Genomic DNA, 26,142 nt, shown 5'->3' with positions numbered 1-26,142 from the left:
AGGGTAGAAGGCCTATCTCATCTTGAAAATATAGCGTCAGCAGAAGGAGCTAAGATATTATAATGCTTTGACATTCGAAATAATTTTAGATATAATTCTATAAATGAATTATGAATAGGAGTTAACCATGAAAAAATTAGTCGCAAGCGGCATTACCCTTCTCTCGGTTTTGACCTTGGTCGCATGTTCGGGAAATCAAACTGCAAAACCAAAGGCTTCTTCAGAGAAGTCTTCAAGCAAGGTGGAAAAGAAATCTTCTTCCTCTAAGAAAACATCCTCATCTAAGAAGAAATCATTTTCTTCAAAGAAATTTGAATTGACAGATGATACAAGTAGCTCTTCTAGTCAGTCTACTTCAGGCTCTGGCGCTCAAGCAACTACTCCAGAAGTTGTTTTGGTAACAGATCAGGAAATTGAAAATGCGAAAACAATCGGGGATATCAAGGGACTTTATGCAAAACTAGCTGAAAATTATAAGAAGCATGCCAATGAATTGGGTGAAAAGTTGCCAAAATCTGAACAAGAATCTTACTTCAAGACTTTGGAACCTGGTATCAAGAAGATGGATGAAGAGTTGGCTTCTGTGAATGAAACTCTTACTCAATTTGGAGATGATACAACGCTTTTCCCAGAAGAGCACCGTGCAGCCTTTATCGAGGCCTTCAAAGCAACCCGTGATACCATGACAAATGCTTTGGTAACTGCTTATAAGTTTGTTGGAGGTTTGAGTAGCTAAGGTCCCTGTCTTCTCTGTGGGGGCTCAGTTTCCTCAGCTGTAGATTAGATCTGAAAAGAAATAAAGAAAGAGAGATTGGGACAGAAATCGGTAATTCGTTAGAGTTCGATTTCGTCGTCCCATCTCCGCACAGTTGAGTATGGCTTTAAAAGCTGATGAAATCAGCGTAGTAGAGCCCACTCAACCACTACGTCTTGCTCGACAATCCAAAGACAATTGAGAGGTTAGGACTTTTGTCCCAGCCTTTTTTGCTTTCTATCAGAGCTAGTCTTTTAAAGGCAGTCGTGCTATAATCGTACTAGCAGATTATTGAAGGAGAAATTCATGAATCAAACAGTTGAATATCTAAAAGAACTCACAGCCATCGCATCACCGACAGGCTTTACGGAAGAAGTAGCAGCTTACTTGGTCAAGACTTTGACAGACATGGGCTACAGCCCTGTTCGGACAGCTAAGGGAGGCGTAACCGTTGTCCTCAAGGGTGAGAATGACGAGCAACACCGCTATATCACGGCCCATGTGGATACTTTGGGAGCGATTGTCCGTGCTGTCAAACCAGATGGCCGTCTCAAGCTAGACCGTATCGGTGGTTTCCCTTGGAACATGATTGAAGGGGAAAACTGTACGGTCCATGTGGCCAATACTGGTAAGACCCACTCCGGTACTATCCTTGTCCACCAAACCTCTTGCCACGTCTACAAGGATGCAGGAACAGTGGAGCGGACCCAGGACAACATGGAAGTGCGCTTGGATGAAAAAGTGACCTCTGAAAAAGAAACCCGTGACTTAGGGATTGAAGTGGGAGACTTTATCAGCTTTGATGCTCGGACCATCGTCACAGATACAGGCTTTATCAAGTCTCGCCACCTGGATGATAAGGTCAGCGCTGCCATCTTGCTTAACCTCCTTCGTGTTTACAAGGAAGAAGGCGTGACCCTACCAGTGACGACTCACTTTGCCTTTTCTGTCTTTGAAGAAGTGGGACATGGGGCTAACTCTAGCATCCCAGCTCAAGCCGTGGAATATCTAGCAGTAGACATGGGGGCTATGGGAGATGACCAGCAGACAGATGAGTACACGGTTTCTATCTGTGTCAAAGATGCTTCTGGACCTTACCACTACGGTTTCCGCCAGCACTTGGTGGCCTTGGCTAAGGAGCAAAACATCCCTTACAAACTGGACATCTATCCGTTCTATGGCTCGGATGCCTCCGCAGCCATGAGTGCAGGAGCAGAAGTCAAGCATGGTCTTCTCGGAGCAGGGATTGAGTCTAGCCACTCTTATGAGCGGACCCACGTGGATTCTGTCGTGGCGACAGAGCGCATGGTCGATGCTTATCTCAAGAGTGACTTGGTGAAATAGGCTTTTTTTAAAACGTTGAAAAATAAGATTTAATCTGCCTGGTCCAGTGGTCTAGGCAGATTTTTTAGGTTAAGTTGTTAAAAAATTCTTGACATCCCCAAAAAATGTAGTAGAATATGTAGTAAATCAGAAAGTAACTAGTCTAAGATTTTCAGGGAGCCTGCGGGTATTGTGAGCAGGTAGTCGGAGTTAGTGAACATTGGGCTGATTGTTTGAAGAAGGAGAAGATAACACATATTCTTCTCGGTAGGCACCCCTTATCGTGCAGCTCCTTGTTAGAGGAGATAGAGATAATGGTCGCTTTCTACCCTTTTGACCATTAACTGAGGTGGTACCGTGTTAAACCCGATTTAATGCCCTCACAGAGTGTTACTCTGTGAGGTTTTTTGTATTCTGTTGAAGTTGGTTAGCCTACTAACTTCGAAGAGTATTGGATGTGCTTGGATCAGGACTTGCATCGCTTCGTCCCTAGGAAAAGAAAGGAATTCCTATGAAAAAAATTTTACCAGCTGATACCTTAACCCCCATTCTAGCCTACATGCGTGTCCAAGGAGACCATAAGGTCATCCTTGAGTCGATCCCGCGTGAAAAGGAGAATGCCCGCTTTTCTATCGTGGCCTACAATCCAGTATTTGAGGTGACCTATCAGGATGGCATCCTGTATGAGAATGGCAAGGTGCTGGAGCAAGATCCTTTTGACTACCTCCACCAGGTAACGGTCAAGGGGCTGACGTCTGATCTTCCTTTCGCTGGTGGGGCCATCGGTTTTTCAGGCTACGATATGATCGGAGTCTATGAAGAGATTGGATCCATTCCTCAGGATACTATCGGAACGCCAGATATGCATTTCTTCATCTACGAGTCCTATTTGATTTTTGATCACAAGAAGGAAAAAGTCTATGTGGTGGAAGACAATATCTACTCTGGTCGAAGCAATGATGCGGTCCGCCAATCACTGGGGCAAGTGGTGACCGATCTGCAAACCCAAGCGCCCAACGAGTTCACCCCTCAGGCCTTGCAGGCCCTCCACTTCACCAACCATATCGAGAAGGAAGTCTTTATGGAAATGGTGGATAAGGCCAAGAAACTGATCCGTGAAGGTGATATGTTCCAATGTGTCCTCAGTCAACGCTTCTCAGCAGATTTTGAAGGTGATCCCTTGGATTATTACCGGAATTTGCGCGTGACCAATCCATCCAACTATCTTTATTTCTATGACTTTGGCGACTACCAGATCATTGGAGCCAGTCCTGAAAGTCTGGTTTCGGTGAAAAAGGGAGAGGTGACCACCAATCCGATCGCCGGAACTCGACCTCGTGGAGCGACGGAAGAAGAGGACCAAGCCCTGGCTCATGAACTCCTTCACGATATCAAGGAAACAGCCGAGCACCGCATGCTGGTGGATCTGGGCCGCAATGATATCGGGAAAATCGCTCAAAACGGGACGGTCGAAGTGACCAAGTATATGGAAGTAGAATATTTCCGCTATGTCATGCACCTGACCAGTGTGGTCAAGGGGCAACTCCTGCCACACCTAACAGCTCTCGATGCCTTGAAAGCGACACTACCAGCGGGTACAGTCTCTGGGGCTCCTAAGATTCGGGCCATGCGTCGGATCTATGAATTGGAAGAGGAAAAACGTGGCGTCTATGCGGGAGCTATTGGTTACCTCTCTGCGACAGGGGATATGGACTTCGCCATTGCCATCCGGACCATGATCCTCAAGAATCAAAAGGCCTACGTCCAAGCAGGAGCAGGGATTGTCTACGACAGTGTTCCGGAGAATGAATTTTACGAAACGATTAACAAGGCAAAATCGATGACAAGAATAGGAGATGTTCAATGATTTTATTAGTGGATAATTATGATTCCTTTACCTATAATTTGGCCCAATACTTGGGAACTTTTACAGAGGTTGAGGTCTTGCGAAATGATGATGAGCGCTTGTATGAGCATGCAGAAGTGGCAGATGCCCTCGTCTTCTCCCCCGGTCCAGGCTGGCCAGCAGATGCTGGGAAAATGGAAGCCATGATCAAGGACTTTGCAGGTAAGAAACCTATGTTGGGGATTTGCTTAGGTCACCAAGCCCTGGCTGAGACCTTTGGTGGTAAGTTGCGCCTGGCTAAGAATGTCATGCATGGCAAACAAAGCCAGATTACCTTTGAAACACCATCTCCTATTTTCGAGGACATTGAGAATGATGTGCCCATCATGCGTTACCATTCTATCGTCGTTGACCAAATGCCAGAAGAATTTGAGGTAACAGCCATTACCACGGACGACCAAGAAATCATGGCCATCCAACACAAGAGCCTGCCCATCTATGGACTTCAGTATCATCCTGAGAGTATCGGCAGTCCAGATGGTCTAAAAATGATCGAAAATTTTGTGAAGCTCGTCCTAGACTAGACCAGCAATTCCTAGCAGCTAAAATTTCTATTGAAACGTGTAGAAAAGATAAGAGGAAACCCTTATGAAAGAACTATTCTTACAAATCTCTAATCGCCAAGACTTGACGCAAGAGCAAGTCCAAGAAGTCTTTGATCAAATCTTGCAGAACCAACTTTCAGAAAGTCAAATCGCTGCCTTTTTGATGGGACTCAAAACTAAGGGAGAAACAGCAGACGAAATTACCGGAATTGTACGCGCCTTAAAGGCCCATGCGACGGTATTGCCAGAGACCTTCTCAGATGCCATGTGTAACTGTGGGACTGGTGGAGACCAATCCTATAGCTTTAACATTTCGACGACTGTTTGCTTCGTTTTGGCTGCTGGAGGGATCCGCATGGCCAAGGCCGGCAATCGCTCTGTTTCTTCTAAGTCAGGCTCTGCAGATGTCCTAGAAGCGCTTGGTATCAACGTAGCTGCCACGCCAGAGACTCTCTCTAAAGCCTTGGACGAGGTTGGCTTGGCCTTTATCTTTGCGCAGACCATGCATCCGGCTATGCGCTTCATTGGCCCTGCTCGTCAAGCGATGGGGATTCCAACCATTATGAACCTGGTCGGTCCTCTTGCCAATCTACTGGATCTTGAAACCCAACTCATGGGGCTCTACCGTGTCGAATTGCAAGAAATTGTCGCGCGTGCCATCCAGCAGTTGGGGCGCAAACGTGCCGTCGTCATCACTGGTCCTGACAATATGGACGAAGCAGCTCTTTATGGAACCAATACCTATACTCTCCTAGAAGACGGCAAGATCAGCCAGCATATCTTTACCTATGAAGATCTGGGGATGGACAAGGTGGAGCTGTCTGAAATAACTGGTGGCGATGCCAAGGAAAATGCTGAAATTCTCCTCAGTGTCTTGAAGAATGAGGCCAGCCCTTATCTGGAAACGACAGTTCTCAATGCTGGTCTTGGCTTTTATGCCAATGGAAAAGTCGCAAGCATCAAAGAAGGTGTAGAGCTTGCGCGTCAATTGATAGCGGATGGTTCTGCCCTTGCTAAATTGCAACACTTACAAGAGGTTCAAGTATGAGTAAAGCCTTTCTACCGACAATCCTAGAACAAAAAGAAAAAGAAGTGGCGCAACTGGTCATGGAAGACCTCCAGCCTCTTCGTCAGACCTACCGTCTCTATGATTTTCTCAAGAGTCATCAAGAGCACTTGCAAATCATCGCTGAGGTGAAGAAAGCCAGCCCTAGTATGGGGGATATTAACTTGGATGTGGATATTGTCGCTCAAGCCAAGACCTATGAAGAAAACGGGGCAGCCATGATCTCAGTCCTGACGGACCAAGTCTTTTTCAAGGGAGATCTAGACTACCTTCGTGAGATTTCTTCCCAGGTGTCGATTCCAACCTTGGCCAAGGACTTTATCATCGATGAGAAGCAAATCGTTCGCTCTCGTAATGCCGGAGCGACGGTCATTCTCTTGATTGTCGCAGCCCTGCCAGAAGCCCGGCTCAAAGAACTCTACGACTTTGCGACGGGACTAGGTTTGGAAGTGCTTGTAGAGACCCATAACTTAGCTGAGCTCGAAATCGCCCATCGAATCGGAGCGGACATCATCGGGGTCAACAACCGGAACCTGGTCACTTTTGAAACGGATCTGAATACTAGTCTTGAATTGTCCACGCATTTGAAAGACCAGCCAGTTTATATATCGGAGTCTGCTATTTTTGATGGGGAAGATGCGGCTCTTGTCGCTCCCTACTTTAATGGGATCTTGGTAGGGACTGCCCTCATGACAGCAGGAGATGTAGCAGAAAAGGTCAAGGAGTTACAAATTGACAAAGGTTAAAATATGCGGCCTGTCTACAGCGGAAGGCGTGGAGACGGCTGTCCTAGCTGGGGCAGACTATATCGGCTTTGTATTCGCTAAGAGCAAGCGGCAAGTCAGTCTGGAGCAAGCCCATGAATTGGCTAGACTGGTGACTGGTCCGACCAAAATTGTCGGTGTTTTTGTCTCACCCAGTCTAGAGGACTTGGAGCAAGCCATTGCTCAGGTTCCCTTAGACATCGTTCAGATTCATGGAACGTTTGATGAGAATCAGATCCCAAAGATTTCAGTTCCCGTCATTCGTGCGATCCAGCTCAGAGATCAGGAAGCCCAAGTGTCAAGCCAGGCAGATTATCTGCTCTTTGATGCTCCAGTAGCTGGGAGTGGCCAAACCTTTGATTGGGACTTGCTGAAAGATCAGAAGATTCAGCAGAATTTCTTTATTGCAGGGGGCTTGACAGTGGACAATGTCCGCCAAGCTCGAGAGACCTTTCAGCCCTATGCCTTGGATGTCTCTTCGGGGGTCGAAACAGACGGACACAAAGATATAGAAAAGATAAAAGCATTTATAGAAGGAGCGAAAGCATGAACTATCAACTACCGGATGAAAAAGGGTTTTATGGAAAATTTGGGGGCCAGTTTGTCCCAGAAACCCTGATGACAGCCGTGATCGAACTGGATAAGGCGTACAGAGAAGCCAAAGCAGATCCAAGCTTTCAAGCGGAATTGGATGACTTACTCAAGAATTATGTAGGGCGGGAAACTCCACTTTACCTCGCCAAAAGTCTCTCCAAGCACATCGGTGGGGCACAAATCTACCTGAAACGGGAAGACCTCAACCATACAGGGGCCCACAAGATTAACAATGCTCTTGGTCAGGTCTTGCTGGCTAAACGGATGGGCAAGAAGAAGATCATCGCGGAGACAGGAGCTGGTCAACACGGGGTGGCGACAGCGACGGCAGCGGCTCTCTTCGAGATGGAGTGTACCATCTACATGGGGGAAGAAGATGTCAAACGCCAAGCCCTCAATGTCTTTCGGATGGAGCTCTTAGGAGCAAAAGTCCATAGTGTGACAGACGGATCGCGCGTGCTGAAAGATGCGGTCAATGCAGCCCTTCGTGCATGGGTAGCTGGAATTGATGATACTCACTACATCATGGGATCTGCCCTTGGACCAGCTCCCTTCCCAGAGATTGTCCGAGATTTTCAATCCGTGATTGGTAAGGAAGCCAAACGTCAGTTTGCTGAAGTCTCAGATGGAAAACTTCCTGACGCGGTCCTAGCCTGTATCGGTGGAGGCTCCAATGCCATTGGTATGTTCTACCCCTTCGTAGAAGACGAATCAGTAGCCATGTACGGAGCAGAAGCTTCTGGTCTTGGTTTGGATACGGACAAACACGCAGCGACCTTTGCCAAAGGTCGTCCAGGAATTCTTCACGGAGCTTTGATGGAAGTGCTTCAAGATGCCCATGGACAGATCATGGAGGCTTTCTCTATCTCTGCTGGATTGGATTATCCTGGTGTGGGGCCAGAGCATTGCTATTTTAATGAAATTGGCCGGGCAAGCTATGATTCCATCACGGATGAAGAAGCCCTAGAAGGATTTAAGTTGCTTTCTCGTTTGGAGGGGATCATTCCAGCATTGGAGTCCAGTCATGCTATCGCTCTAGCGCAAAAAGTCGCAGCAAAAATGACTCCGGACCAAACGCTCATCGTCTGCTTATCTGGTCGTGGAGACAAGGATGTCATGCAGGTGAAAGAACGGTTTGAAGCGGAAGGGAAGTAGAGATGACGAAGACATTAACACAGCATTTACAAGCCATTAAAGACAGCAAGCAAGGAATTTTCGTCCCTTACATCATGGCGGGCGATCATGAGAAGGGACTCGATGGCCTTTTTGAGACCATCCAGCTCTTGGAAGAAAGTGGAGCATCGGCTATTGAAGTGGGGATTCCATGGTCGGACCCTGTAGCGGATGGGCCAGTCATCGAAATGGCTGGGCAACGCAGTTTGGCTAAGGGCGTGACTTTAACAGCTATAGTAAAAAAACTCCAAGAACAAGAGTCCAAGATTCCTCTAGTCATCATGACCTATATCAATCCTGTCTACCAATATGGGATTGAAGCCTTTATCAAAGAATTAGCTTCTACCTCTGTCAAAGGCTTGATTATTCCAGATCTACCAAATGAGCATGCCGATATGCTAGCACCTTACTTGGATGGGAGTGATATTGCCCTTGTTCCCTTGGTCAGCTTGACCACAGGTATCGAACGCCAAATGGCTTTGATCCAAGAAGCAGAAGGCTTTATCTATGCAGTAGCCATCAATGGAGTTACTGGGAAGATGGGCAACTACCGGGACGACTTGGATCAGCACTTGGCGACCTTGAGAGACTTGGGCACTATTCCAGTTCTGACAGGATTTGGGGTCTCCACCCAAGAAGACATCCAACGCTTTAATCAGGTATCAGATGGTGTCATCGTGGGGTCAAAAATTGTTCGGGACCTTCATGAGGGCAAAACCAGCGATGTTAAGGACTTTGTAGACTATGGTTCACACTTTAATAAATGCTAAGGATAAGAAAAATTACAAAATTTAATAAATTTTCAGAAAATTACTTCTCTTCTGAAAATCTTTGTGGTATAATCTTAAGACAACCTTAAAAATTTATTAGGAGTAAACAATGAAAAAAAGAAATGTCATTGCTCTTGCAGGAGTAGCTCTTCTTTCAGCAGGTATTCTTGCAGCATGTTCTGGTGGTTCTAAATCATCAAGCTCAAGCTCAAAATCAAGTGAGTCAGGTCAAAAATTCTCTTACGTCTATGAGACAGAACCTGAAAACTTGAACTACATCACATCTGGTAAAGCTGCAACCCACGAAATCACAGGAAACTTGATTGATGGTTTGTTTGAAAACGACAAGTATGGAAATTTGATTCCTTCACTTGCTAAAGATTGGACAGTTTCTCAAGATGGCTTGACATATACTTACAAACTTCGTGATGATGCCAAATGGTATGATTCAGAAGGGGAAGAGTATGCGGATGTGACAGCAGATGACTTCGTTGCAGGGATCAAGTATGCCGCTGACCACAAGTCTGAAATGCTCTACATCATTCAAAACTCTATCAAGGGCTTGAATGATTATGTTGAAGGTAAGACTTCAGACTTCAAAAATGTAGGCATTAAAGCAGTTGATGATCATACCCTTCAAATCACTTTGAACCAGGCAGAGCCTTTCTGGAATTCTAAGTTGACTCTTGGGATCACTTTCCCAATCAATGAGAAATTCGTAGAATCTAAAGGGGATAAATTTGCGCAAGCAAGTGATACTAGCTCTCTTCTTTACAATGGTCCATACATCTTGAAGAGCTTCACTTCTAAATCATCTATCGAGATGAGCAAGAATGAAAACTACTGGGATAAGGACAATGTTCACATCACAGACGTTAAGCTCGAATACTATGATGGACAAGACCAAAGTAAATTGGCGAACTCATTTGAGGACAACGCTCTTAGCCTTGCTAAATTGTTCCCAACTGGACCTGGATTTACAGACCAAGCTAAGAAGTTTAAAGATGAAATCATCTACACTCCTCAAGATGCCAGCACCTTCGTTATCGGTGTGAATATCGACCGTCAGTCTTACAAGTACACTGCGAAAACAACAGATGAAGAAAAATCATCTACTAAGAAAGCTCTTTTGAACAAAGACTTCCGTCAATCAATCAGCTTTGCCTTTGACCGTGAAGCCTATGCTGCCCAAGCAAATGGTAAAGATGGAGCAAGCAAACTGATCCGTAATTTGTACATCCCACCTACATTCGTTCAAGCAGATGGCAAGACCTTCGGTGAGATGGTTAAATCTGAGTTGGTGACTTATGGAGACGAGTGGAAAGATGCAAATCTTGACGATGGTCAAAATGGTCTTTACAACGAAAAACAAGCCAAAGAAGAGTTTGCCAAAGCGAAATCTGCACTTGAAGCAGATGGTGTGAAATTCCCAATCCACTTGGATATGCCAGTAGACCAAACGACTCAATCTAAGGTTCAACGTGCTCAATCCTTCAAACAATCGGTTGAAAGTACGCTTGGAAAAGAAAACGTCGTTGTCGATATCCACATGGTATCTAAAGAAGACCTCTTGAACGTGACGCTCTTTGCTGCTAAGGCAGAAGACGAAGACTGGGATATCTCAGATAACGTTGGATGGAGCCCTGACTATCAAGACCCATCAACTTACCTTGATATCTTGAAAGCATCTTCTGGTGAAAACACTCGTACCTTCCTTGGATTTGACCCAAGCGAAAACAACGAGGCAGCTAAGAAAGTTGGTCTCTACGACTTTGAGAAGATGGTCGATGAAGCCGGAGCTGAAACACAAGACCTTAACAAACGTTATGAGAAATATGCTGCAGCTCAAGCTTGGTTGACTGATAGTGCTTTGGTCATCCCAACAACTTCTAAGACTGGTCGTCCATTCTTGACTCGTGTTGTACCATTCTCAGCACCATTTGGCTGGACCGGTGGTAAAGGGAAAGACAACGTTGTCTATAAAGGTATGGAACTTCAAGACAAGGCTGTAACAACCGAAGATTACAACAAAGCTCTTGAAAAATGGAAGAAAGAGCAAGCAGAGTCTAACCAAAAAGCTCAAGAAGAATTAAAAGATCATGTGAAATAAGCATCTTTTGATCGAGGCAAATTTGCCTCGATTTTTTTCTTGTTCAGAATTTGCTATAAAAGCGCTTACATAGTATAATAGTTGTATTGATTACAAAATAGTGAGGTCTCTTTTATGAAAAAGAAAACAGTGGTGTCCATGGTGGCTTCAAGCCTTCTGCTAGCTCCCTTTGTCTTAAATCAAGTGGTAGCAGCAGATGAGAACCTACCAGAGCTTTCTCCAACGAAAGAAGTGGTGACTCAGGTGGCTCCGGAGCCTGTAGCTTCTGAAGGAGCAGCTTCCCAATCTCAAGCAGATCAAGCAGCATCCGCTACAAGTGTGGAACCTAAGAAGGAAGTAGAGACTTCTGAACCTGCAGGACCGAGTCCAATTGCTCCGGCAGAGACAGAGAAGGTTGACAAGCCAGTTGGTCAAGACAAGGCTCTTCCGACTGTTGAAAAAACAAATATTCCACAAGCGCCTCAGGGAACAGGTGTCCAAGCTAGCTCAGCTACTTCGACGGGAACATCAACTCCAGCAACAGGACAAGCCTTAACGTCTTATACAGGTAGCTTGGCAAATAGTGACCTCAAGGACAAGGAATTAACGGTTCAAGATGCCGTTGATGAATTGCTTCAGTGGGCTGCGAAGGATCCCAAGCAGGCCGGTCAATCAGCTGCGGATCGGGAACGCTTTGCGAAGAGTTTAGGAATGATTAGCACTCAAGAAGACTTGAACCGTAAGGTCAGTCAAGAAGAGCTGACCAATATGTACAGCATTGCCAAGAAGCTCTACGATGCCTATCGGTCTGAAAAGAAAGCTCCTCTCTTTTTGAATGGGCGATCTCAACCGATTTTCCCTTATACTACTGGGGAAAAATCAAATGAAGACTATCACTATGAGGATAGTGAAATCGTCCGCTTCCCAGTCTATGTAGAGACAGATTACGATACAGATGGAGATGGTAAGCCTGACTTGGTCAAGGCCATTGTCCAGTTGCCTAAAGCGGTTGCCAGGGGAGACTTTAAGGCGGCGACCATTCTTGAAGCGCGTCCCTATGTAGCAGGAACCTTGGATGAGAACTATGTGACTCTTAAAAGTTTGGGCTTGCCGACAGATGGCTCCTACGATATGAAGAAATTGCGGGAGCAACCAGCTAAACGCAAGGCAGTCGGAAGCTCTTCGACAGTCGAAGCAGCCAAGAAAGCCAAGGCTTCGGATTGGTATTACTACAGTCCCTACGAGTATATCTATGACTACGAAGACTTGAACTGGTATGACTATTTCTTGGTCAGAGGTTATGCCTTTATCTCCAGTGCTGGTCTAGGAACCAAGGGATCAGAAGGGTTCAATACGACAGGGTCTGATCTCGAAATCAATGCCTTTAAGAATATTATTGAGTGGGTCAATGGCAAGCGCAAGGCCTACACAGATAAGACTAGCAATGTCGAAATCAAGGCAGACTGGGCTACAGGAAATGTCGCCATGACCGGTCTATCCTGGGCTGGAACTACGACCTTTGGTGTCGCAGGTACAGGAGTCGAAGGTTTGAAGACCATCGTACCAGCTGCTGGGATCGCTTCTTGGTATGACTACTTTAACAGTCAAGGAACAGCTTATGGGAACCCACCATATAGTGATTTATCTTGGTTGTCCCTCTATGTCGGTACTCGGATTCTAGATGAAAAAGACTGGGCTGTTATTTGGCAAAATTATGCCAACTATATCAACCAGCTCAACAAGGATCAAAATGCGCATGAACGCAATTACAGCGATGTCTGGAAGGAGCGGGATTATACCCTTCATCCTGAAAAATTCAAGACCAGTGCCCTCTTGGTTCACGGCTTGAATGATGACAACGTTAAAACCAAGCATTTTGAACTCATGTACGATGCCCTCAAGAAGGCAGGCCAAAATGTCAAGCTCTATCTCCACCAGGGAGACCACGTCTATCCAGCAGCCATGTCTCGTGGTTATGGTATTCAGGCCAATGGCCAAGATTTCTATGATCTTTTGAATACCTGGCTTAGTCATTACTTGTACGGGGTAGAGAATCAAGTTGACAAATTACCAGCTGTCTTGGCTCAAAACAACTATGACCCAAGCAAGTGGACCACTTATGATAACTGGAAGACTTCACAACGCCTCTTCCTCAATGCCCAGTCGAAACGCTTGGAAGAGACGATTTCAAGTGATTACGCAGGAGCTGGCATAGAGATTGCTAAACGCAACGAAACTGTGAGTCAAGGTTCTTCAAAAGCCAACATGACCTTTGTGTCAGAGGTGACAGAAGATACTACCATCAAAGGGCATATCCCTGTGCACTTCAAGGCAGCCCTGGCTAAGGGGAAAGGCAAAAACTTCCAGATCAATGCCCTTTTAGTCGACGTCTCTGATGAGGAATTTGATGTGGTCGGCAACGGTGGCGTCAAAGCAGATAAAAAAGCAGACGGCTTCTGGATGGGAAGTAACCTTTCTAATCTCTCTGTAGCAGAGTTTGAGACCATTAAGACTAAATACAAGGTCATTGCTAAAGGATGGATCAACCTGGCCAACCCTGAGTCTGGCTATGATTCAGCCAGCTCAAGAAATAGTATCGAGCCAAAAGTTGGAGAATTCCACGACTATACGGTCCATCTCCAACCAAACCTCTATACGGTTAAAAAGGGCCACAAATTAGCCCTAGTCTTCAATACCTATGATCCATCTGACTTAACCGTTGAAAATCCTTACGAAGTCACCTTCAAGACAGATTCTATCCGTGCGACCATTCCGATTGTAGAAGGGACGCGTTCGCAAGTAGCTACTTATCTTCCTAACGCGGCTGATACAGCATATGCTGCCCTTCCAGAGATTCAAGGAGCCAAATTGGTAGAACCAGCAGTTCATTACATCGAAGAATACCATCTGCCAGTCCTTCCAGAGCCTGAAAGATATGGTAGATCAGAGATTCCTGCTGGTACAAATCTTCGTCCACTCGTCAAAACGGCTGAGAAAGAAACTGCAAAACCAGAATCTCTATCTGTTGCTTATGGACAAACATTTGTCTATGAGACGGGTAAAGCAGTAGTTCCAGCGCAAGAAAAAGCAGGTCAGCTTCCTCAAACAGGCACTGAAAAGGAATGGATAGGATTCTATGGGTTAGGTACCCTCCTCTTGTCTAGCCTTCTTTTCTGGAAGAAAAAGAAAGAAGATGTCCAAGGCTGAGAACGTAGCAAATATTTCTAAAAACTAGAATTTTGGTGTAGAATAGAACTATCAATGAGAGATTAGTGGAAAGCACTGATCAAAGGAGGAACTATGGTACACGTACTAACAGATGCAACATTTGAACAAGAAACTAGCCAAGGCTTGGTCTTGGTGGACTTCTGGGCAACTTGGTGTGGTCCTTGCCGGATGCAGGCACCAATCTTGGAACAGTTGGCAGAAGAGATCCATGAAGATGACTTGAAGATCTTTAAGATGGATGTGGATGAAAATCCAAACACTGCTCGTAATTTTGGCATCATGTCTATCCCAACACTCTTGTTCAAGAAAGATGGCCAAGTGGTGAAACAAGTCGCTGGTGTTCACACCAAAGAACAACTCAAAGCAATTGTTGCGGAATTAAGCTAAGATAAAAGAAGCCCTTGGCTTCTTAGCGTATCAAACTCGTTCACTTCCGATGATGGAAGTGGGCGAGTTTTTTTCTTTTTATGAATTTGTTAACAGAATAAGATAAGGAATTGACAGCGCTTTCCTAAGGTGTTAGAATGAACCTGTGGTTTGCCATAAAATATAAGAAAGAGAGTAGGACAGAAATCGGTAATTCGTTAGAATTCGATTTCGTCGTCCCACCTCCGCACAGTTGAGTAGGGCTGTAAAAGCTGATGAAATCAGCGTAGTAGAGCCCACTCAACCACTGCGTCTTGCTCGACAATCCAAAGACAATTGAAAGGCTAGAACTTTTGTCCTAGCCTCTTCAGTCAATTAAATTTTCTAGTTAGTCTGCTAAAATCCATACGCTGACAGAGCGTTCTGAGACTGGGAAATCAGCCCAGCCGTCTTCTTGGATTTGAACGGGTTCTTGGTAATTTCCTAGGGCATCGTAGTAGGTCTGTCCTGCATATGCTTGGCCGATTTCCATGCGTTTGGCAGATGCAGTCGCATTTGAAATGACGCAGGCGATAGGAGCAGACTCTTCCGTTCCAGAGCGAGTCCAACCAATGCAGTTAGGATCGTCAAAGTAATCTCTTTGTTCACCGTAGGCTAAGTCTTTGCGGATACGAAGGAGTTGATCAAGCTCCGCTTGGAAATCTTGTTGGGCAAAGTCCCCTGAAATGCCGTAATAGTCTCCGTAAAAGACACATGGCAGTCCAGCCTCGCGGAGGAGAATGAGGGCATAAGCGGCAGGCTTGAACCATTCACTAACGGTGGATTCTAAGGCTTGGCCTCTTTGGGTATCGTGATTATCGACAAAGGTTACAGCACTTTCTGGATGATTGCTTGCGAGTGTACCATTGAAAATAGTGGTTAAATCAAAGTTTTCCCCTTCTTGGCTAGCTCTAAAGAGATTCTGGTGGAGGGCAACGTCGACTAAGTCAAACTGATAGTCAATGCTAGCTAGGTAGTCATTGTTGCTTTGTTCATCCCCATTCCAAAACTCACCAAATACGTAGAAATCTTGACCATACTTGTCCGTGATTTGTTGGATGAAGTTCTTCATAAAGAAGGAGTCGATGTGTTTAACCGCATCGAGACGGAAGCCTTCTACCCCAGTTGTTTCAATAAACCATTCAGCCCATTGGTTGAGGTTTTCGACCACTTCTGGGTGTTTGAAGTCGATATCAGCGTACATGAGGTAATCATAGTTGCCGTTTTCGCTATCGACCAGATCATCCTGTGCCCAGCCTTTGTTGTCCCCTTGGATTTGGTAGATGCCACTCTTATTGCGGGAAGCATCGTAGTCGGTACCGGTGAAGTGGTACCAGTGCCAGTGGAAGTCATTGTAGGCTCCATTTCGGCCATCAAAGGTAAATTTGGTCCAGCCCTTGATAGTAAAAGGCTCTGTCAAGACGATGGTCCGATCGTTAGGGTCCACTTCGACCACTTCAAATTTTTCTAAACCATCGGCTGCTGCCTTATGGTTGAGGACCACATCAGCCATGGGTTGAATTCCAGCTTCTTTTAAGGCCTGGATGGCTTGCAAGTAGACGTCTTTGAAACCATATTTGGTGCGGACAGTCCCTTTTTGGTCGAATTCTCCGAGGTCAAAGAGGTCATAGACGCCGTAGCCGACATCATTGGCAGATGTCGCTTTAAAAGCTGGTGGCATCCAGATTTTACGAATGCCCAAGTCTGCCAGGTGAGGAGCATCTGCAGCTAAGCGGGACCAGTGTTGGCCATCTGAGGGTAGGTACCATTCAAAATATTGCATTAAGGTTTGATTTTCCATTTTGTTCTCATCTTTCGTGAATAATGCCTTATTTTACCAAAAATGACAGGATAGGGCAAAGGTTTGCACTCTCGAAAACGCTGTCTTTATTGGATTAAGGATAAATGGGCTGGAAACGAGCTCTCGCATGAGAAAAATGGGGAATTTGCCCTCATGAATAGGAACTATTTTTTTCGGTTTTGTTCAAGTTGGCTCAATCTGTCTAAAAAGGGACTATCAGTCGAAGAAGTGTCTCCATCATTTGATTGACAGGAAGGAATGTCTGTAGGATTTTCCCTGCTGTCAGTTAAGTTGTTATCCTGTTTGAAAGCTAGCTGTATACCAAATGAGAGGAATTCTAGCTTGCGGACAGGAGGAGATGCCGTTGTTGAAAGGAGGGTTCGTTTTTACTGCATCTATTGAAAAATGATCTTGTCTACTTATTGTCGTTTCGGATAAACCGTTAAATCGACACCTTTCAAAGGAGTTTGTATATGAAAAAATCTAGCCTTGTTTCGATTGTTTTTGCAAGTTTGTTACTGAGTCCAGTTGTTTTGGCGCGCCATGTCCAGGCGGAGGAAGTAGCTACGAATGGTGTAGAACCAGCCTTGACTACCCAGGTGGGACAGCCAAGTACAGCTGAAGCCACTCCTATTTCAGATGCAGTTCCAGCAAGTGGGGAGCTGTCTCCTAAGAAGGAGCTTACGAATCAACCTAACTTGGACCAAGCGACTGCTGAAACAGGTCCTACAACGATTCAGCCGACAACGGGAAATGAATCCTCTCCGACCAAGGAGACTGCTGTAGCAGAAAAAGCTCCAGTCCAGCCTACTAGTGATGCTCCTCAATCAGCAGAAGTGTCTGTTGCAGAGAAGAATCCTTCTCCAGTTTCTAGCGCTCCTAAAGTGACTCTAGGAGAACTTTCAGAAGTGACTGGTCAACCAGTAGCAGAGTCAGATGTGAAGAAGGAAGCTACAGTGATAGACGCTGTCAACCAGCTCTTGAACTGGGCCTCGACCAAGGAAAACCAAGTCGGATCTACTGATAAGGACCGATTGGCTTTTGCTAAGAGCTTAGGGATGGTCAAGGAGGGAGTAGAGGGTTCTGCACCGATCACGGACCTCTCCAGCATGGTAGAAGTGGCTAAAAAGCTCCATACTGCATACCGAGCAGAGCGGAAGAAACCTCTCTTTTTGAATGGACGAGCCCAGCCCATCTTCCCATTTTCACCTGGGGATGATATTGAGCATTATTCCTATGATAAGAGTGACATCGTCCGCTATATTGTCTATGTTGAAACTGACTATGATACGGATGGAGACGGCAAACCTGACTTGGTCAAGACTTTTGTACAGGTGCCAAAAGCTGCTGTCAATGGGGACTATAAGGCTGCCAGTATCTTTGAAGCTAGCCCTTATGTAACAGGGACGACCGAAGAGCGTACCTTAGAGGGAATTGGTCTCAAAGAAGGTGGAAACTTCGAGATGGCCAAGCTCTATGAAAAACCTGCCAAACGCCAAGCCAGCAAAACTGTAACGACAGAAGAAGTAGCCAAGGCGACCGATCCAAAAGAATGGTACTATGTCAATCCTCGTGAAAGCTCGGATGACTATACACACTATGACTATGAAAATCTCAACTGGTACAATTACTACTTGGTTCGTGGCTATGCAGTGGTGACCAGTAGTGGTTTGGGCTCAAAAGGATCCGATGGGATCAATACGACCGGCTCTGATCTTGAAGTGGCCGCATACAAGAATATCGTGGAGTGGCTTAACGGCAAACGCAAAGCCTACTCTGATAAGACTAGCAACCACGAAGTCAAGGCAGACTGGTCCAACGGCAATGTCGCCATGACAGGCTTGTCTTGGGCAGGTACGACAACTTTTGGAGTGGCGTCTACTGGAGTGGAAGGTCTCAAGACCATTGTGCCAGCAGCAGGGATTGCCAGTTGGTATGACCATTTCAACAGCCAAGGATCTCCCCTTGATACAGGTGCTTCCAATGACCTTTCCTGGTTATCTGTCTATACCTCTGGTCGTATCCTTGACAAGGAAGATTGGGACAAGGTCAAGGATTACTATGCAGCCTACATCACCAAGCTCAATGAACTCCAACACAAGGATGGTCATAATTATAACGAAGAATATGCGAAACGCGACTACACGCTCAACGCAGCCAACTTAAAGGCAGCTCCTCTCATTATCCAAGGGCTCAATGATGACAACGTCAAGCCTAAACATTTCGAACTTATGCTGGAAGCCTATAAGAAGGCAGGAATCGATCCCAAGGTCTTGCTCCACCAGGGCAATCACATCTATCCATCCACGCGTTGGTCAGGGACAGAAGTGGCAGGACAAGCTTTTAATGACCTGATGAATCTCTGGTATAGCCATTACCTCTACGGTATCGAAAATGGCATTGAAAATCTCCCACAAGTAACGGCTCAGGACAATTTGGATCCTAGCAAGTGGCACCGTTTTGACAAATGGGATACGGATCAAGCTATCTCAGGTCGGATCTACTCCAAGCGTGAAGAGGTAACGGTAACGGGGGATTATTATGGCACGGGAAACAACTGGACAACACGCAACCAGGATGCAGCCTTCCATTCTTCCGAAGTGGCAGCTTCCTATGCAGCCACCGTCGACCAAGATACGACCATCAAAGGTCATATTCCGGTGCATTTTAGCGCAGCTTTTGTCAAGGGAGACAAGAACCATGCCCATGTCAGTGCGACTCTGATGGATGTTTCCGATGAGGAATTTGATGTGGTCAAGGAAGAAATCACCTATGACAAAGATGGCTATAGCACGCGCACACTGGAAAAAGAAACCATCGATGAGACAGGCTACTGGAATGGTAGCAACCTTGAAACCTTGCCTCTCAAACGTTACAAGACCCACAAGGTTAAGAGTGTGGTAATTGCGCGTGGGTGGATGAATCTGGCCAATCCAGCTTCTCGCTATGACTCTGCTAGCTCTAGTCAGTCCATCGATGTGAAAGAAAATGAATTCCATGATTACACCATGTACTTGCAGCCAAACTTGTATACAGTGAAAAAAGGTCATCGTCTGGTCTTGAGTCTACACACCTATGATCCGGATTATATCTATTTTGCGGATCCATATGAAGTGACCTTCAAAACAGACTCTATTTCAACAACCATCCCAACTGTCGAAGCTAGTCGGTCGCTTTTATTCCGCTACCAGCCAAGTGAAAAGGATACCGAATATGCAAGCTTGGCAGATCGTATTCTCCCAATCGCTAAGAAGAAGCCTACTGTAGTGGAAGAAGCCGGTAAGGTCTCTGTAGCTGATCAAGCTAGTCATCTGGAACAACAACCACCAGTCGGACGAGACCAAATGGACTTCCGTAAAGAACAGAAAGAAGAATTGGCTCAATTAGCACACGTCAGCGAAAGCAAAAGCCAAGGAGAGGAAAGTGTCGCTCGCTTGCCTGAAAAGGAGGAAGCTCACTTGCCTGAAACTGGAGAAACCGTAAATATCTGGACAGTTTATGGCTTGCTAACCTTCCTTGCGACTAGCTTGTGGAAAGTTGTCTACCGTCGCAAAGAAGATCAATAATACCAGACTGATCGCCCAAGGGTGATAGCATACCAAAGGATCCAGTCCATCAGAAGGAGGCTTTCATTGAGATCCATAGAGCATTTCCAAGAACAAATTGCCACCATTTTTCAAGAGGCAATGTCCATACCGAGCTTTACTAATACCGAGACAGAAAGGGAGATAGAAGACTATCTAGACCAACGAATTGGGTCTATTCCATATTTCAAGAGTCACCCCCAGCACTTTGGTCGCTACCCTCTTCCCAATGACCATCTTCATCGCAGTGTCAATTGGGCCTTGGTCGATAAGGGCAAGAAAAAGACAGTGATCCTTTTTCACCACCACGATACGGTAGATCTAGAAGATTACGGTCCCCTAGCCCCTATAGCTTTGGATTCCGAGGCACTGGTTCAAGCCTTGAAGGGCATTGATTTTCGATCAGAAATGCAGGAGGACCTAGATTCTGGCCAATGGCAATTTGGACGAGGTTCTTGTGACATGAAGGCGGCTTTAGCGCTCCAACTGGGTGTCTTAGAAGCCTACGCCTCCGATCCAGAAGGGGGTCAGGTCAACCTCCTCTACCTATCTGTGGGAGATGAGGAGTCCTATTCACGTGGGATGAGAGGAGCATTAAGTTTGCTCTGTCAGTTAAAAGATGAGTTTGACTTGGACTATGTCTTAGCGGTCGATTCAGAACCCTTTGAAGCCACTAGTGATAAGGAGAAGGTCCTGCACATCGGTACTGTCGGCAAGCTCATGCCAGTCGTCGTGACTCAGGGTGTCTTATCCCATATGAAGGAGCCTCTAAAAGGAATCAACGCCCTCTCTCTCTTAATCGCAGTCGCATCGAAATTGGATCTCCATCCAGACCTATCCGACCAAGCGCTGGGAGAGCAGTCTCCTCTCCCTTCTTGGTCTTATCTGCGAGATTTGAAGGACCAGTATGATGTATCGACGGTCCTCTACGCTGCTGGCTATTTCAGTGTGCTGCATCTGAAAAAGACCCCTCAGGAATTACTGCAACGCATCAAGGAGTTGAGCCAGGAAGCGGTTGATGAGTTTTACGTCAAATACCTGTCCCTCCAGGACCAAGCGGGACAAGAACATTTGATAGCTCAGCCATGGGTGATCAGCTATCAAGAATTGCTGGATCGTTGCCAAAAGAAGGAAGGCTTTTCAAGCTTCCAAGAGCAATGTGAGCAAAGGGCCTACCAAGCTTTCTTAACTGGAGTCAGCTATCAGGCTATTGCCATCCAGCAGATCCAAGCTTACTTAGACTTCCTAGCGGAGAAGACTCCATTGGTCGTTATTGGCTTTGCACCACCCTATTACCCATCCATGAACTGTCGCTCTTTACCAAACACCAGTCTCAAAATTGGCACCCTGGTGGATGATTACCGCCACTATTTAGGAAGACGCGGCCTGAGCCTGAAGGTGGAGGAATACTTCATGGGCATTTGTGACACCAGTTATTGCGCCTTGGAGAGAGACCTAGCAAGCTATCAGGTTGTCTTGGATAGTTTGGCGACCCCTTCTCAAGTCTACGAGTTGGATCTGGAAAAAATTGCCCAGATCCAAGTGCCGGCAGTCAATTTGGGACCTTGGGGCAAGGAACTCCATCAAAGAGGGGAACGGGTCTATAGGGAGGATCTCCTAGATACCATTCCTAGTTATCTGTTTGGCCTTCTCTACCGCTTTGATGAATTGCTTTAATACTTAAGTTTTCCATTGACAAATGAGGAAAAGAGGGCTAAAATATAGGCAAAATAAGTAACTACTTTCTTTCATTAGGGAAGTGGAATAGGAGAAGGAGAATCTATGATTGAATTTCAAGGAGTCACCAAGGATTACGATGGTCAACTGGCATTGAACCATTTGAACTTAACCATTGAAGATGGACAAATTGTCGGCTTGATCGGCCATAATGGAGCCGGGAAATCAACGACCATTAAGAGCCTGGTCAGTGTCATCACCCCGACGACTGGTAGAATCCTAGTAGATGGGAAGGACCTCTATAACAATCGCTTGGAAATAAAGAAGAAAATTGGCTACGTAGCCGATTCGCCAGATCTCTTCCTTCGATTGACGGCCAATGAATTTTGGGAGTTGGTCGCTACTTCTTATGATATGAGCCAGCAGGAATGTGATGACCGCTTGGAGCATTTGCTGCATCTGTTTGACTTTGCTAGTCATCGCTATGAGGTCATCGAGTCTTTCTCTCATGGGATGCGCCAGAAGGTCTTTGTCATCGGGGCTCTTCTATCTGATCCAGACATCTGGGTCCTAGATGAGCCCATGACTGGTTTGGATCCACAAGCCTCTTATGATCTGAAGCAGATGATGCGGGAGCATGCGGACAAGGGCAACACGGTCATCTTCTCTACCCATGTCCTCGAAGTAGCAGAGCAACTCTGTGATAAGATTGCCATCCTGAAGAAGGGAAATCTTATCTTTTATGGAACCATCGAGGAATTAAAGGGGCAACACCCAGAACAAAGTCTAGAGTCCATCTATCTTGGACTGGCCGGTCGAAGAGAAGAGGTGAGTCCAGATGCGTCTTAAAATGGTTCGTCGCCTAGTCGATGTCAACATCATCTATGCGACTCAGCCCGCTCAATTAGCGAAATTTAGAAAGAAGCAGGAAAAGGATCCGACTAGGAAGGTCAATGTTTCCGCCCAGTCCATTCGGACCTATATATTTATCGGTCTCCTTTATCTCTTCCTTTTTGGGATACTTTCTAGTGCCAATGATTTTGTCTCTAGCCCTGGTCCCTTTGTCAATATGATTACGCTTTTTGCGCTCTTAGCCATATCCCAAGGCTTGATGAGTTTTTACAATGTCTTTTACGAAAGCAAGGATTTACAATTTTACCGTCCCTATGCCTTTTCGGATACAGAAGTAATTGCAGGAAAGAGTATTTCGGTCATCTTAGTGCTCCTGATGGCCCTGCTTCCAATGATTAGTTATTTCATCATTCTTCCTATCCAAGCAGGGGGAAATATTCTGGTAGGGCTCCTTCTTGGCCTTCTTTGTGCCCTAATTCTCCTCTCCATCCTCTTCTTAGGCACCTTGTTCTTATCCCATCTGATTACCAAATCAGCTGTCTTTAAGAAGCACACCAGTTTGGTGTCTAACCTCATCATTGGATTGAGTAGTCTCATTTCCATTGGAGCCTATCTCTATATCAATATGCTCCAGTCAGAGCACTCAGCAGTGGGTAATCTGGTCACTCAACCCAGCATTTTTCCTCCGATAGAGGTCTTTCATACCTTTATCTTGAATCCTTTAGATTCAGGAGCTCTACTTGGGATGTTGGCTTGGGTATTGGTTCTAGTAGTCCTCCTTTGGCTAGTAAAAAGTCAGGTCTTGCCTCATTTCTATGATGCTGCCCTTGAGGTTTCTTCCAGCCACGCGGTCAAGGAGCGGGTGAGTCAGATGAAGCTAGGAGATCAGAAGGCCTTTCATCGTTTTACCGTTTCCTATCATAAACGGCTTCTGAGTGATGGTACCTTGCTGACGCAGGTTATCTTCATGATGGCGATTTTTCCTTATCTGTTCACCTTTGGCTTGTTTTTAGGGGCATCGCGAGCTTCCCTCCAAATTGAAAACTACCTCACGCCCCAATACCTCCTTCCTTTATCTCTGATTGCTTTCATGATTGGAGTCTTCAACTCTGTGGAAAGCTTGACCAGTATTGGGATCTCCTTGGAGCGGGAAAATTTCGCATATCTTCGTGCCCTTCCGATTGACTTTAAACGCTATTGTTTGAAGAAATTTTGGATCCTCTTTTCGGTCCAGTCTGCTTTGCCGATCGTGCTCTTAGTAGGGGTATCTTGCTACTTTGGGGTCCATCCCCTCTCCCTTCTAGCCATGCTTTTGATTTGGTTTTTGACTAGTTTGAGTTTGAGTGTGATCGCTTTTAGACGAGACTACAAGCTCTTAACCACTAATTGGTCGACTGTGACAGATCTGATGAACCGTAACAGAGGGAATGCTGCCCTGAGAGGCTTATTAATCTTTATCTTTATTATCGTCATGCTGATTTTGATAGGATTTGCTTTCTATCTCTCTGCTGTGGCCTTTACTACCTTGATTGCTAGTGTGATTTATCTTCTCATTGCAACTATAGGAGCTCTTGCAACTGTTTCTATCTATAAACGTACTTTTTATAAATTTAACCAAGAAATTGGTGAATAAAAAAGATTCCCTCTGGTCTGACCGGAGGGAATCTGTATTTTAAAATACTGGAATGAGTTCTAGCCTTTCAGATTGAAGACAAAGTCATATTAAAAACTTTCCTTAGGTGAGTACGGACGTCAGCGAACTTCTTCGAAGTTCCAAGACTAATTATTGAGCCTAAGGTCTCAATAATTCCGAGTGCCTGAAACGTTATTGTTTCAGGCACTTTTCTCACAGCGGAAAGTTTTGGTATTTTTTTGAATCGATTTAAAAATTGGAACTCATTTCTATTTCTGCAGAATCGCTTAACTTATTTTACTTTAAAATAGTTTGTCTACATTATAAAAGACTGGAATGAGTTCCAGTCTTTTATAATTTGTTGTTAAATTTCATAGCCGATTAAGAGGCCACCTTCTTCAGCATAGAAGCTGCAGAGGCCAGAGGTCGGAAGAACTTCAATATCCGCATTGGCGAACTTTTCATGGACCAAGGCAGAGAGTTGTTCTACGAATTTCTCGTTGCGACGGTGAGCGATGGTGATATGTCCACCTTTATAGCCGGCTTTGAGCATTTCTTCAAAAGTAGTGGAAATAGCTTTCTTTTGTCCACGGGCTTTATGGAGGAGCTCAAGGGTTCCAGTATCGCTAGCTTGGCCGACCATACGGATGTTTAAGAGGCCGACAACCGTTCCGATAATTTTATTAAGTCGACCATTTTTAACCAAATTATCGACCTTAGCCAGTACAAAAATCAGTTTGGTTTTTTCTTGGTATTTAGTGATGACTTCGACCACTTGATCAAAGTCAAGGTCTTGAGCGATGAGTTGATGGAGTTTGCGGACGAGGAGGTCCACTTCACCCCCAGCTGATAAACTATCAATCACATGGATATTGGTTGCAGGATGGTCTTCTAGATAAAGTTTTTTTGCGACCTGAGCACTATTGTGGCTTCCAGACAAAGTACCAGTGATGGTAACAACGATGATATTATCAGCCCCCTCGAAGGCTTTCATATAGTCATCGGGACTAGGACAAGCTGATTTGGAAGCAGTAGTAGTAGCATACATATCTTCCATCATTTTGTCTGTATCCAAGTTGGCGTCGTCTGTATAGATGGTCTCACCAATCTGGATGGTAAGGGGAACTGAAACAAAGCTAGTATCTGGTGCAGCACTTTCATAAGTACGATAATCACAGCCAGAATCTGCAATAATTTTCCATTTCATTTTTATTACCTCAAAATGTAAAAAATTGTACATTGACAAGTAGTTAGTCTTTTTTTACAATTATATCATGAAGTTGCATTCTCTGAAAGCAGATACATTCAGATGATACAGATAGAAAGTAAGTGTTATGGCAGAAAGAAAGATATCAGAAAAATCCTTAGCGAACCTAAAGCGATCCAATCAAGAAAGTAATGCCATCACACGGGAATCCTTGGAGATTTCCTTGCTTCAGTTGTTGGATAAAAAGGACTTGAAAAAAATTACCATTTCAGAATTGGTGGAGAGAGCAGGCGTTTCTCGTGCAGCTTTTTACCGAAATTATGAGTCAAAAGAAGAATTGCTCGAATCCATCTTCCAATCAACTGTTTCGAAGATTACCAAGTCTTTAGAAGGCTATAATTTTAAGACCGATTTGTACCAGATTTGGGTCTATCTCTTTAAAGAGGCCAAGAAGGAAGCCCGCATTATCAGCTTGGCCGTCGATTATAATTTTGAGAAACTGCTCACCAAGGCTGTTTATGAATTTCTAGAAAAGAGGAGTAAAAGTCAGAAATCCTCACAAGGACCAGCTAGTTATTTGAATTCCTTCCTCAGCTCAGCCATTGTCTCTGTCCTAGCCAAGTGGATTAAGGATGGCATGAAGGTGCCGGCGGAGAAGATGGCTTCCTTAGGTCTTCCCTTGTTTCCTCAAAAGAAAAGAAAATAAGAAAAGAGGCTGGGACAAAAGTCCTAGCCTCTCAATTATTTTTGGATTGTTGAGCAAGACGCAGT

Annotated in this window: 19 protein-coding genes; 17 read left to right on the top strand and 2 right to left on the bottom strand. The window is 45.2% G+C overall.

Annotated features, from left to right (window positions below):
* Nucleotides 1-127: 127 nt before the first annotated feature.
* The 12 genes from ADH27_RS00435 (at nt 128) to trxA (ending at nt 14,599) form a co-directional block, all read left to right on the top strand.
* Complete coding sequence (locus tag ADH27_RS00435; RefSeq protein ID WP_048714850.1) at nt 128-736, top strand: hypothetical protein; 609 nt, start codon at nt 128-130, stop codon at nt 734-736.
* Nucleotides 737-1,060: 324 nt separating this feature from the next.
* Entirely contained in the window at nt 1,061-2,098 is a 1,038-nt protein-coding gene (locus tag ADH27_RS00430; protein ID WP_048714849.1) for a M42 family metallopeptidase, read from the top strand.
* A 490-nt stretch (nt 2,099-2,588) separates the two neighbouring features.
* Nucleotides 2,589-3,944 carry an anthranilate synthase component I gene (gene trpE, locus ADH27_RS00425; RefSeq protein ID WP_048714846.1) on the top strand — a complete coding sequence of 452 codons (1,356 nt, stop codon included), beginning with the start codon at nt 2,589-2,591 and terminating at the stop codon, nt 3,942-3,944.
* Nucleotides 3,941-4,507, top strand: a complete 567-nt coding sequence (locus ADH27_RS00420; RefSeq protein WP_048714844.1) for an aminodeoxychorismate/anthranilate synthase component II — start codon at nt 3,941-3,943, stop codon at nt 4,505-4,507. The genes trpE and ADH27_RS00420 overlap by 4 nt, the downstream gene beginning before the upstream one ends.
* Before the next feature lie 64 nt (nt 4,508-4,571).
* Entirely contained in the window at nt 4,572-5,576 is a 1,005-nt protein-coding gene (gene trpD / locus ADH27_RS00415) for an anthranilate phosphoribosyltransferase (RefSeq protein ID WP_048714842.1), read from the top strand.
* Complete coding sequence (gene trpC / locus ADH27_RS00410) at nt 5,573-6,340, top strand: indole-3-glycerol phosphate synthase TrpC (RefSeq protein ID WP_048714840.1); 768 nt, start codon at nt 5,573-5,575, stop codon at nt 6,338-6,340. The genes trpD and trpC overlap by 4 nt, the downstream gene beginning before the upstream one ends.
* The gene (locus tag ADH27_RS00405) at nt 6,327-6,908 is read left to right on the top strand and encodes a phosphoribosylanthranilate isomerase (RefSeq protein ID WP_048714838.1); all 582 of its coding nucleotides are present in this window, start codon (nt 6,327-6,329) and stop codon (nt 6,906-6,908) included. Before trpC ends, ADH27_RS00405 begins: the two co-directional genes overlap by 14 nt.
* A complete protein-coding gene (gene trpB, locus ADH27_RS00400; RefSeq protein WP_048714836.1) occupies nt 6,905-8,107 on the top strand; it encodes a tryptophan synthase subunit beta in 1,203 nt (400 codons plus the stop codon). The genes ADH27_RS00405 and trpB overlap by 4 nt, the downstream gene beginning before the upstream one ends.
* Before the next feature lie 2 nt (nt 8,108-8,109).
* Nucleotides 8,110-8,895, top strand: a complete 786-nt coding sequence (gene trpA, locus ADH27_RS00395) for a tryptophan synthase subunit alpha (protein WP_048714834.1) — start codon at nt 8,110-8,112, stop codon at nt 8,893-8,895.
* A 109-nt stretch (nt 8,896-9,004) separates the two neighbouring features.
* Complete coding sequence (locus tag ADH27_RS00390; protein ID WP_048714832.1) at nt 9,005-11,005, top strand: peptide ABC transporter substrate-binding protein; 2,001 nt, start codon at nt 9,005-9,007, stop codon at nt 11,003-11,005.
* A 114-nt stretch (nt 11,006-11,119) separates the two neighbouring features.
* Nucleotides 11,120-14,191 carry a CocE/NonD family hydrolase gene (locus tag ADH27_RS00385; protein WP_048714830.1) on the top strand — a complete coding sequence of 1,024 codons (3,072 nt, stop codon included), beginning with the start codon at nt 11,120-11,122 and terminating at the stop codon, nt 14,189-14,191.
* Between the two features lie 93 nt (nt 14,192-14,284).
* Nucleotides 14,285-14,599 carry a thioredoxin gene (gene trxA / locus ADH27_RS00380; RefSeq protein WP_006595996.1) on the top strand — a complete coding sequence of 105 codons (315 nt, stop codon included), beginning with the start codon at nt 14,285-14,287 and terminating at the stop codon, nt 14,597-14,599.
* Between the two features lie 367 nt (nt 14,600-14,966).
* On the opposite strand, the gene ADH27_RS00375 is transcribed toward trxA, so the two are convergent.
* Complete coding sequence (locus ADH27_RS00375) at nt 14,967-16,418, bottom strand: alpha-amylase (RefSeq protein ID WP_048714828.1); 1,452 nt, start codon at nt 16,416-16,418, stop codon at nt 14,967-14,969.
* 473 nt (nt 16,419-16,891) lie between these two features.
* Between ADH27_RS00375 and ADH27_RS00370 the strand changes: the two genes are divergently transcribed.
* The 4 genes from ADH27_RS00370 (at nt 16,892) to ADH27_RS00355 (ending at nt 24,164) form a co-directional block, all read left to right on the top strand.
* Nucleotides 16,892-19,984 (top strand): CocE/NonD family hydrolase, encoded by a 3,093-nt coding sequence (locus tag ADH27_RS00370; protein ID WP_048714826.1) that lies wholly within the window; start codon nt 16,892-16,894, stop codon nt 19,982-19,984.
* Between the two features lie 120 nt (nt 19,985-20,104).
* The gene (locus ADH27_RS00365; protein ID WP_048714931.1) at nt 20,105-21,679 is read left to right on the top strand and encodes a M20/M25/M40 family metallo-hydrolase; all 1,575 of its coding nucleotides are present in this window, start codon (nt 20,105-20,107) and stop codon (nt 21,677-21,679) included.
* 105 nt (nt 21,680-21,784) lie between these two features.
* Entirely contained in the window at nt 21,785-22,528 is a 744-nt protein-coding gene (locus ADH27_RS00360; protein WP_048714824.1) for an ABC transporter ATP-binding protein, read from the top strand.
* Nucleotides 22,518-24,164 (top strand): hypothetical protein, encoded by a 1,647-nt coding sequence (locus ADH27_RS00355; protein WP_048714822.1) that lies wholly within the window; start codon nt 22,518-22,520, stop codon nt 24,162-24,164. The genes ADH27_RS00360 and ADH27_RS00355 overlap by 11 nt, the downstream gene beginning before the upstream one ends.
* A gap of 364 nt (nt 24,165-24,528) precedes the next feature.
* On the opposite strand, the gene ADH27_RS00350 is transcribed toward ADH27_RS00355, so the two are convergent.
* Entirely contained in the window at nt 24,529-25,371 is an 843-nt protein-coding gene (locus ADH27_RS00350) for a DegV family protein (RefSeq protein ID WP_048714820.1), read from the bottom strand.
* Nucleotides 25,372-25,498: 127 nt separating this feature from the next.
* Between ADH27_RS00350 and ADH27_RS00345 the strand changes: the two genes are divergently transcribed.
* Complete coding sequence (locus tag ADH27_RS00345; protein WP_048687917.1) at nt 25,499-26,077, top strand: TetR/AcrR family transcriptional regulator; 579 nt, start codon at nt 25,499-25,501, stop codon at nt 26,075-26,077.
* Nucleotides 26,078-26,142 lie beyond the last annotated feature (65 nt).

The sequence above is a fragment of the Streptococcus sp. 343_SSPC genome (assembly GCF_001072385.1).
Taxonomy (GTDB): domain Bacteria; phylum Bacillota; class Bacilli; order Lactobacillales; family Streptococcaceae; genus Streptococcus.
The sequence above is the reverse complement of the archived record's forward strand: the minus strand, read 5'-3'. Positions and strand labels throughout refer to the sequence as shown.

Coding starts and splice junctions, on each gene's coding strand:
- trpA (WP_048714834.1), top strand. CDS start 8,110: ATGACGAAGACATTAACACAGCATTTACAAGCCATTAAAGACAGCAAG.
- trxA (WP_006595996.1), top strand. CDS start 14,285: ATGGTACACGTACTAACAGATGCAACATTTGAACAAGAAACTAGCCAA.
- trpC (WP_048714840.1), top strand. CDS start 5,573: ATGAGTAAAGCCTTTCTACCGACAATCCTAGAACAAAAAGAAAAAGAA.
- ADH27_RS00390 (WP_048714832.1), top strand. CDS start 9,005: ATGAAAAAAAGAAATGTCATTGCTCTTGCAGGAGTAGCTCTTCTTTCA.
- ADH27_RS00430 (WP_048714849.1), top strand. CDS start 1,061: ATGAATCAAACAGTTGAATATCTAAAAGAACTCACAGCCATCGCATCA.
- trpD (WP_048714842.1), top strand. CDS start 4,572: ATGAAAGAACTATTCTTACAAATCTCTAATCGCCAAGACTTGACGCAA.
- ADH27_RS00420 (WP_048714844.1), top strand. CDS start 3,941: ATGATTTTATTAGTGGATAATTATGATTCCTTTACCTATAATTTGGCC.
- ADH27_RS00365 (WP_048714931.1), top strand. CDS start 20,105: ATGTCCATACCGAGCTTTACTAATACCGAGACAGAAAGGGAGATAGAA.
- trpE (WP_048714846.1), top strand. CDS start 2,589: ATGAAAAAAATTTTACCAGCTGATACCTTAACCCCCATTCTAGCCTAC.
- trpB (WP_048714836.1), top strand. CDS start 6,905: ATGAACTATCAACTACCGGATGAAAAAGGGTTTTATGGAAAATTTGGG.
- ADH27_RS00360 (WP_048714824.1), top strand. CDS start 21,785: ATGATTGAATTTCAAGGAGTCACCAAGGATTACGATGGTCAACTGGCA.
- ADH27_RS00435 (WP_048714850.1), top strand. CDS start 128: ATGAAAAAATTAGTCGCAAGCGGCATTACCCTTCTCTCGGTTTTGACC.
- ADH27_RS00355 (WP_048714822.1), top strand. CDS start 22,518: ATGCGTCTTAAAATGGTTCGTCGCCTAGTCGATGTCAACATCATCTAT.
- ADH27_RS00350 (WP_048714820.1), bottom strand. CDS start 25,371: ATGAAATGGAAAATTATTGCAGATTCTGGCTGTGATTATCGTACTTAT.
- ADH27_RS00345 (WP_048687917.1), top strand. CDS start 25,499: ATGGCAGAAAGAAAGATATCAGAAAAATCCTTAGCGAACCTAAAGCGA.
- ADH27_RS00385 (WP_048714830.1), top strand. CDS start 11,120: ATGAAAAAGAAAACAGTGGTGTCCATGGTGGCTTCAAGCCTTCTGCTA.
- ADH27_RS00370 (WP_048714826.1), top strand. CDS start 16,892: ATGAAAAAATCTAGCCTTGTTTCGATTGTTTTTGCAAGTTTGTTACTG.
- ADH27_RS00375 (WP_048714828.1), bottom strand. CDS start 16,418: ATGGAAAATCAAACCTTAATGCAATATTTTGAATGGTACCTACCCTCA.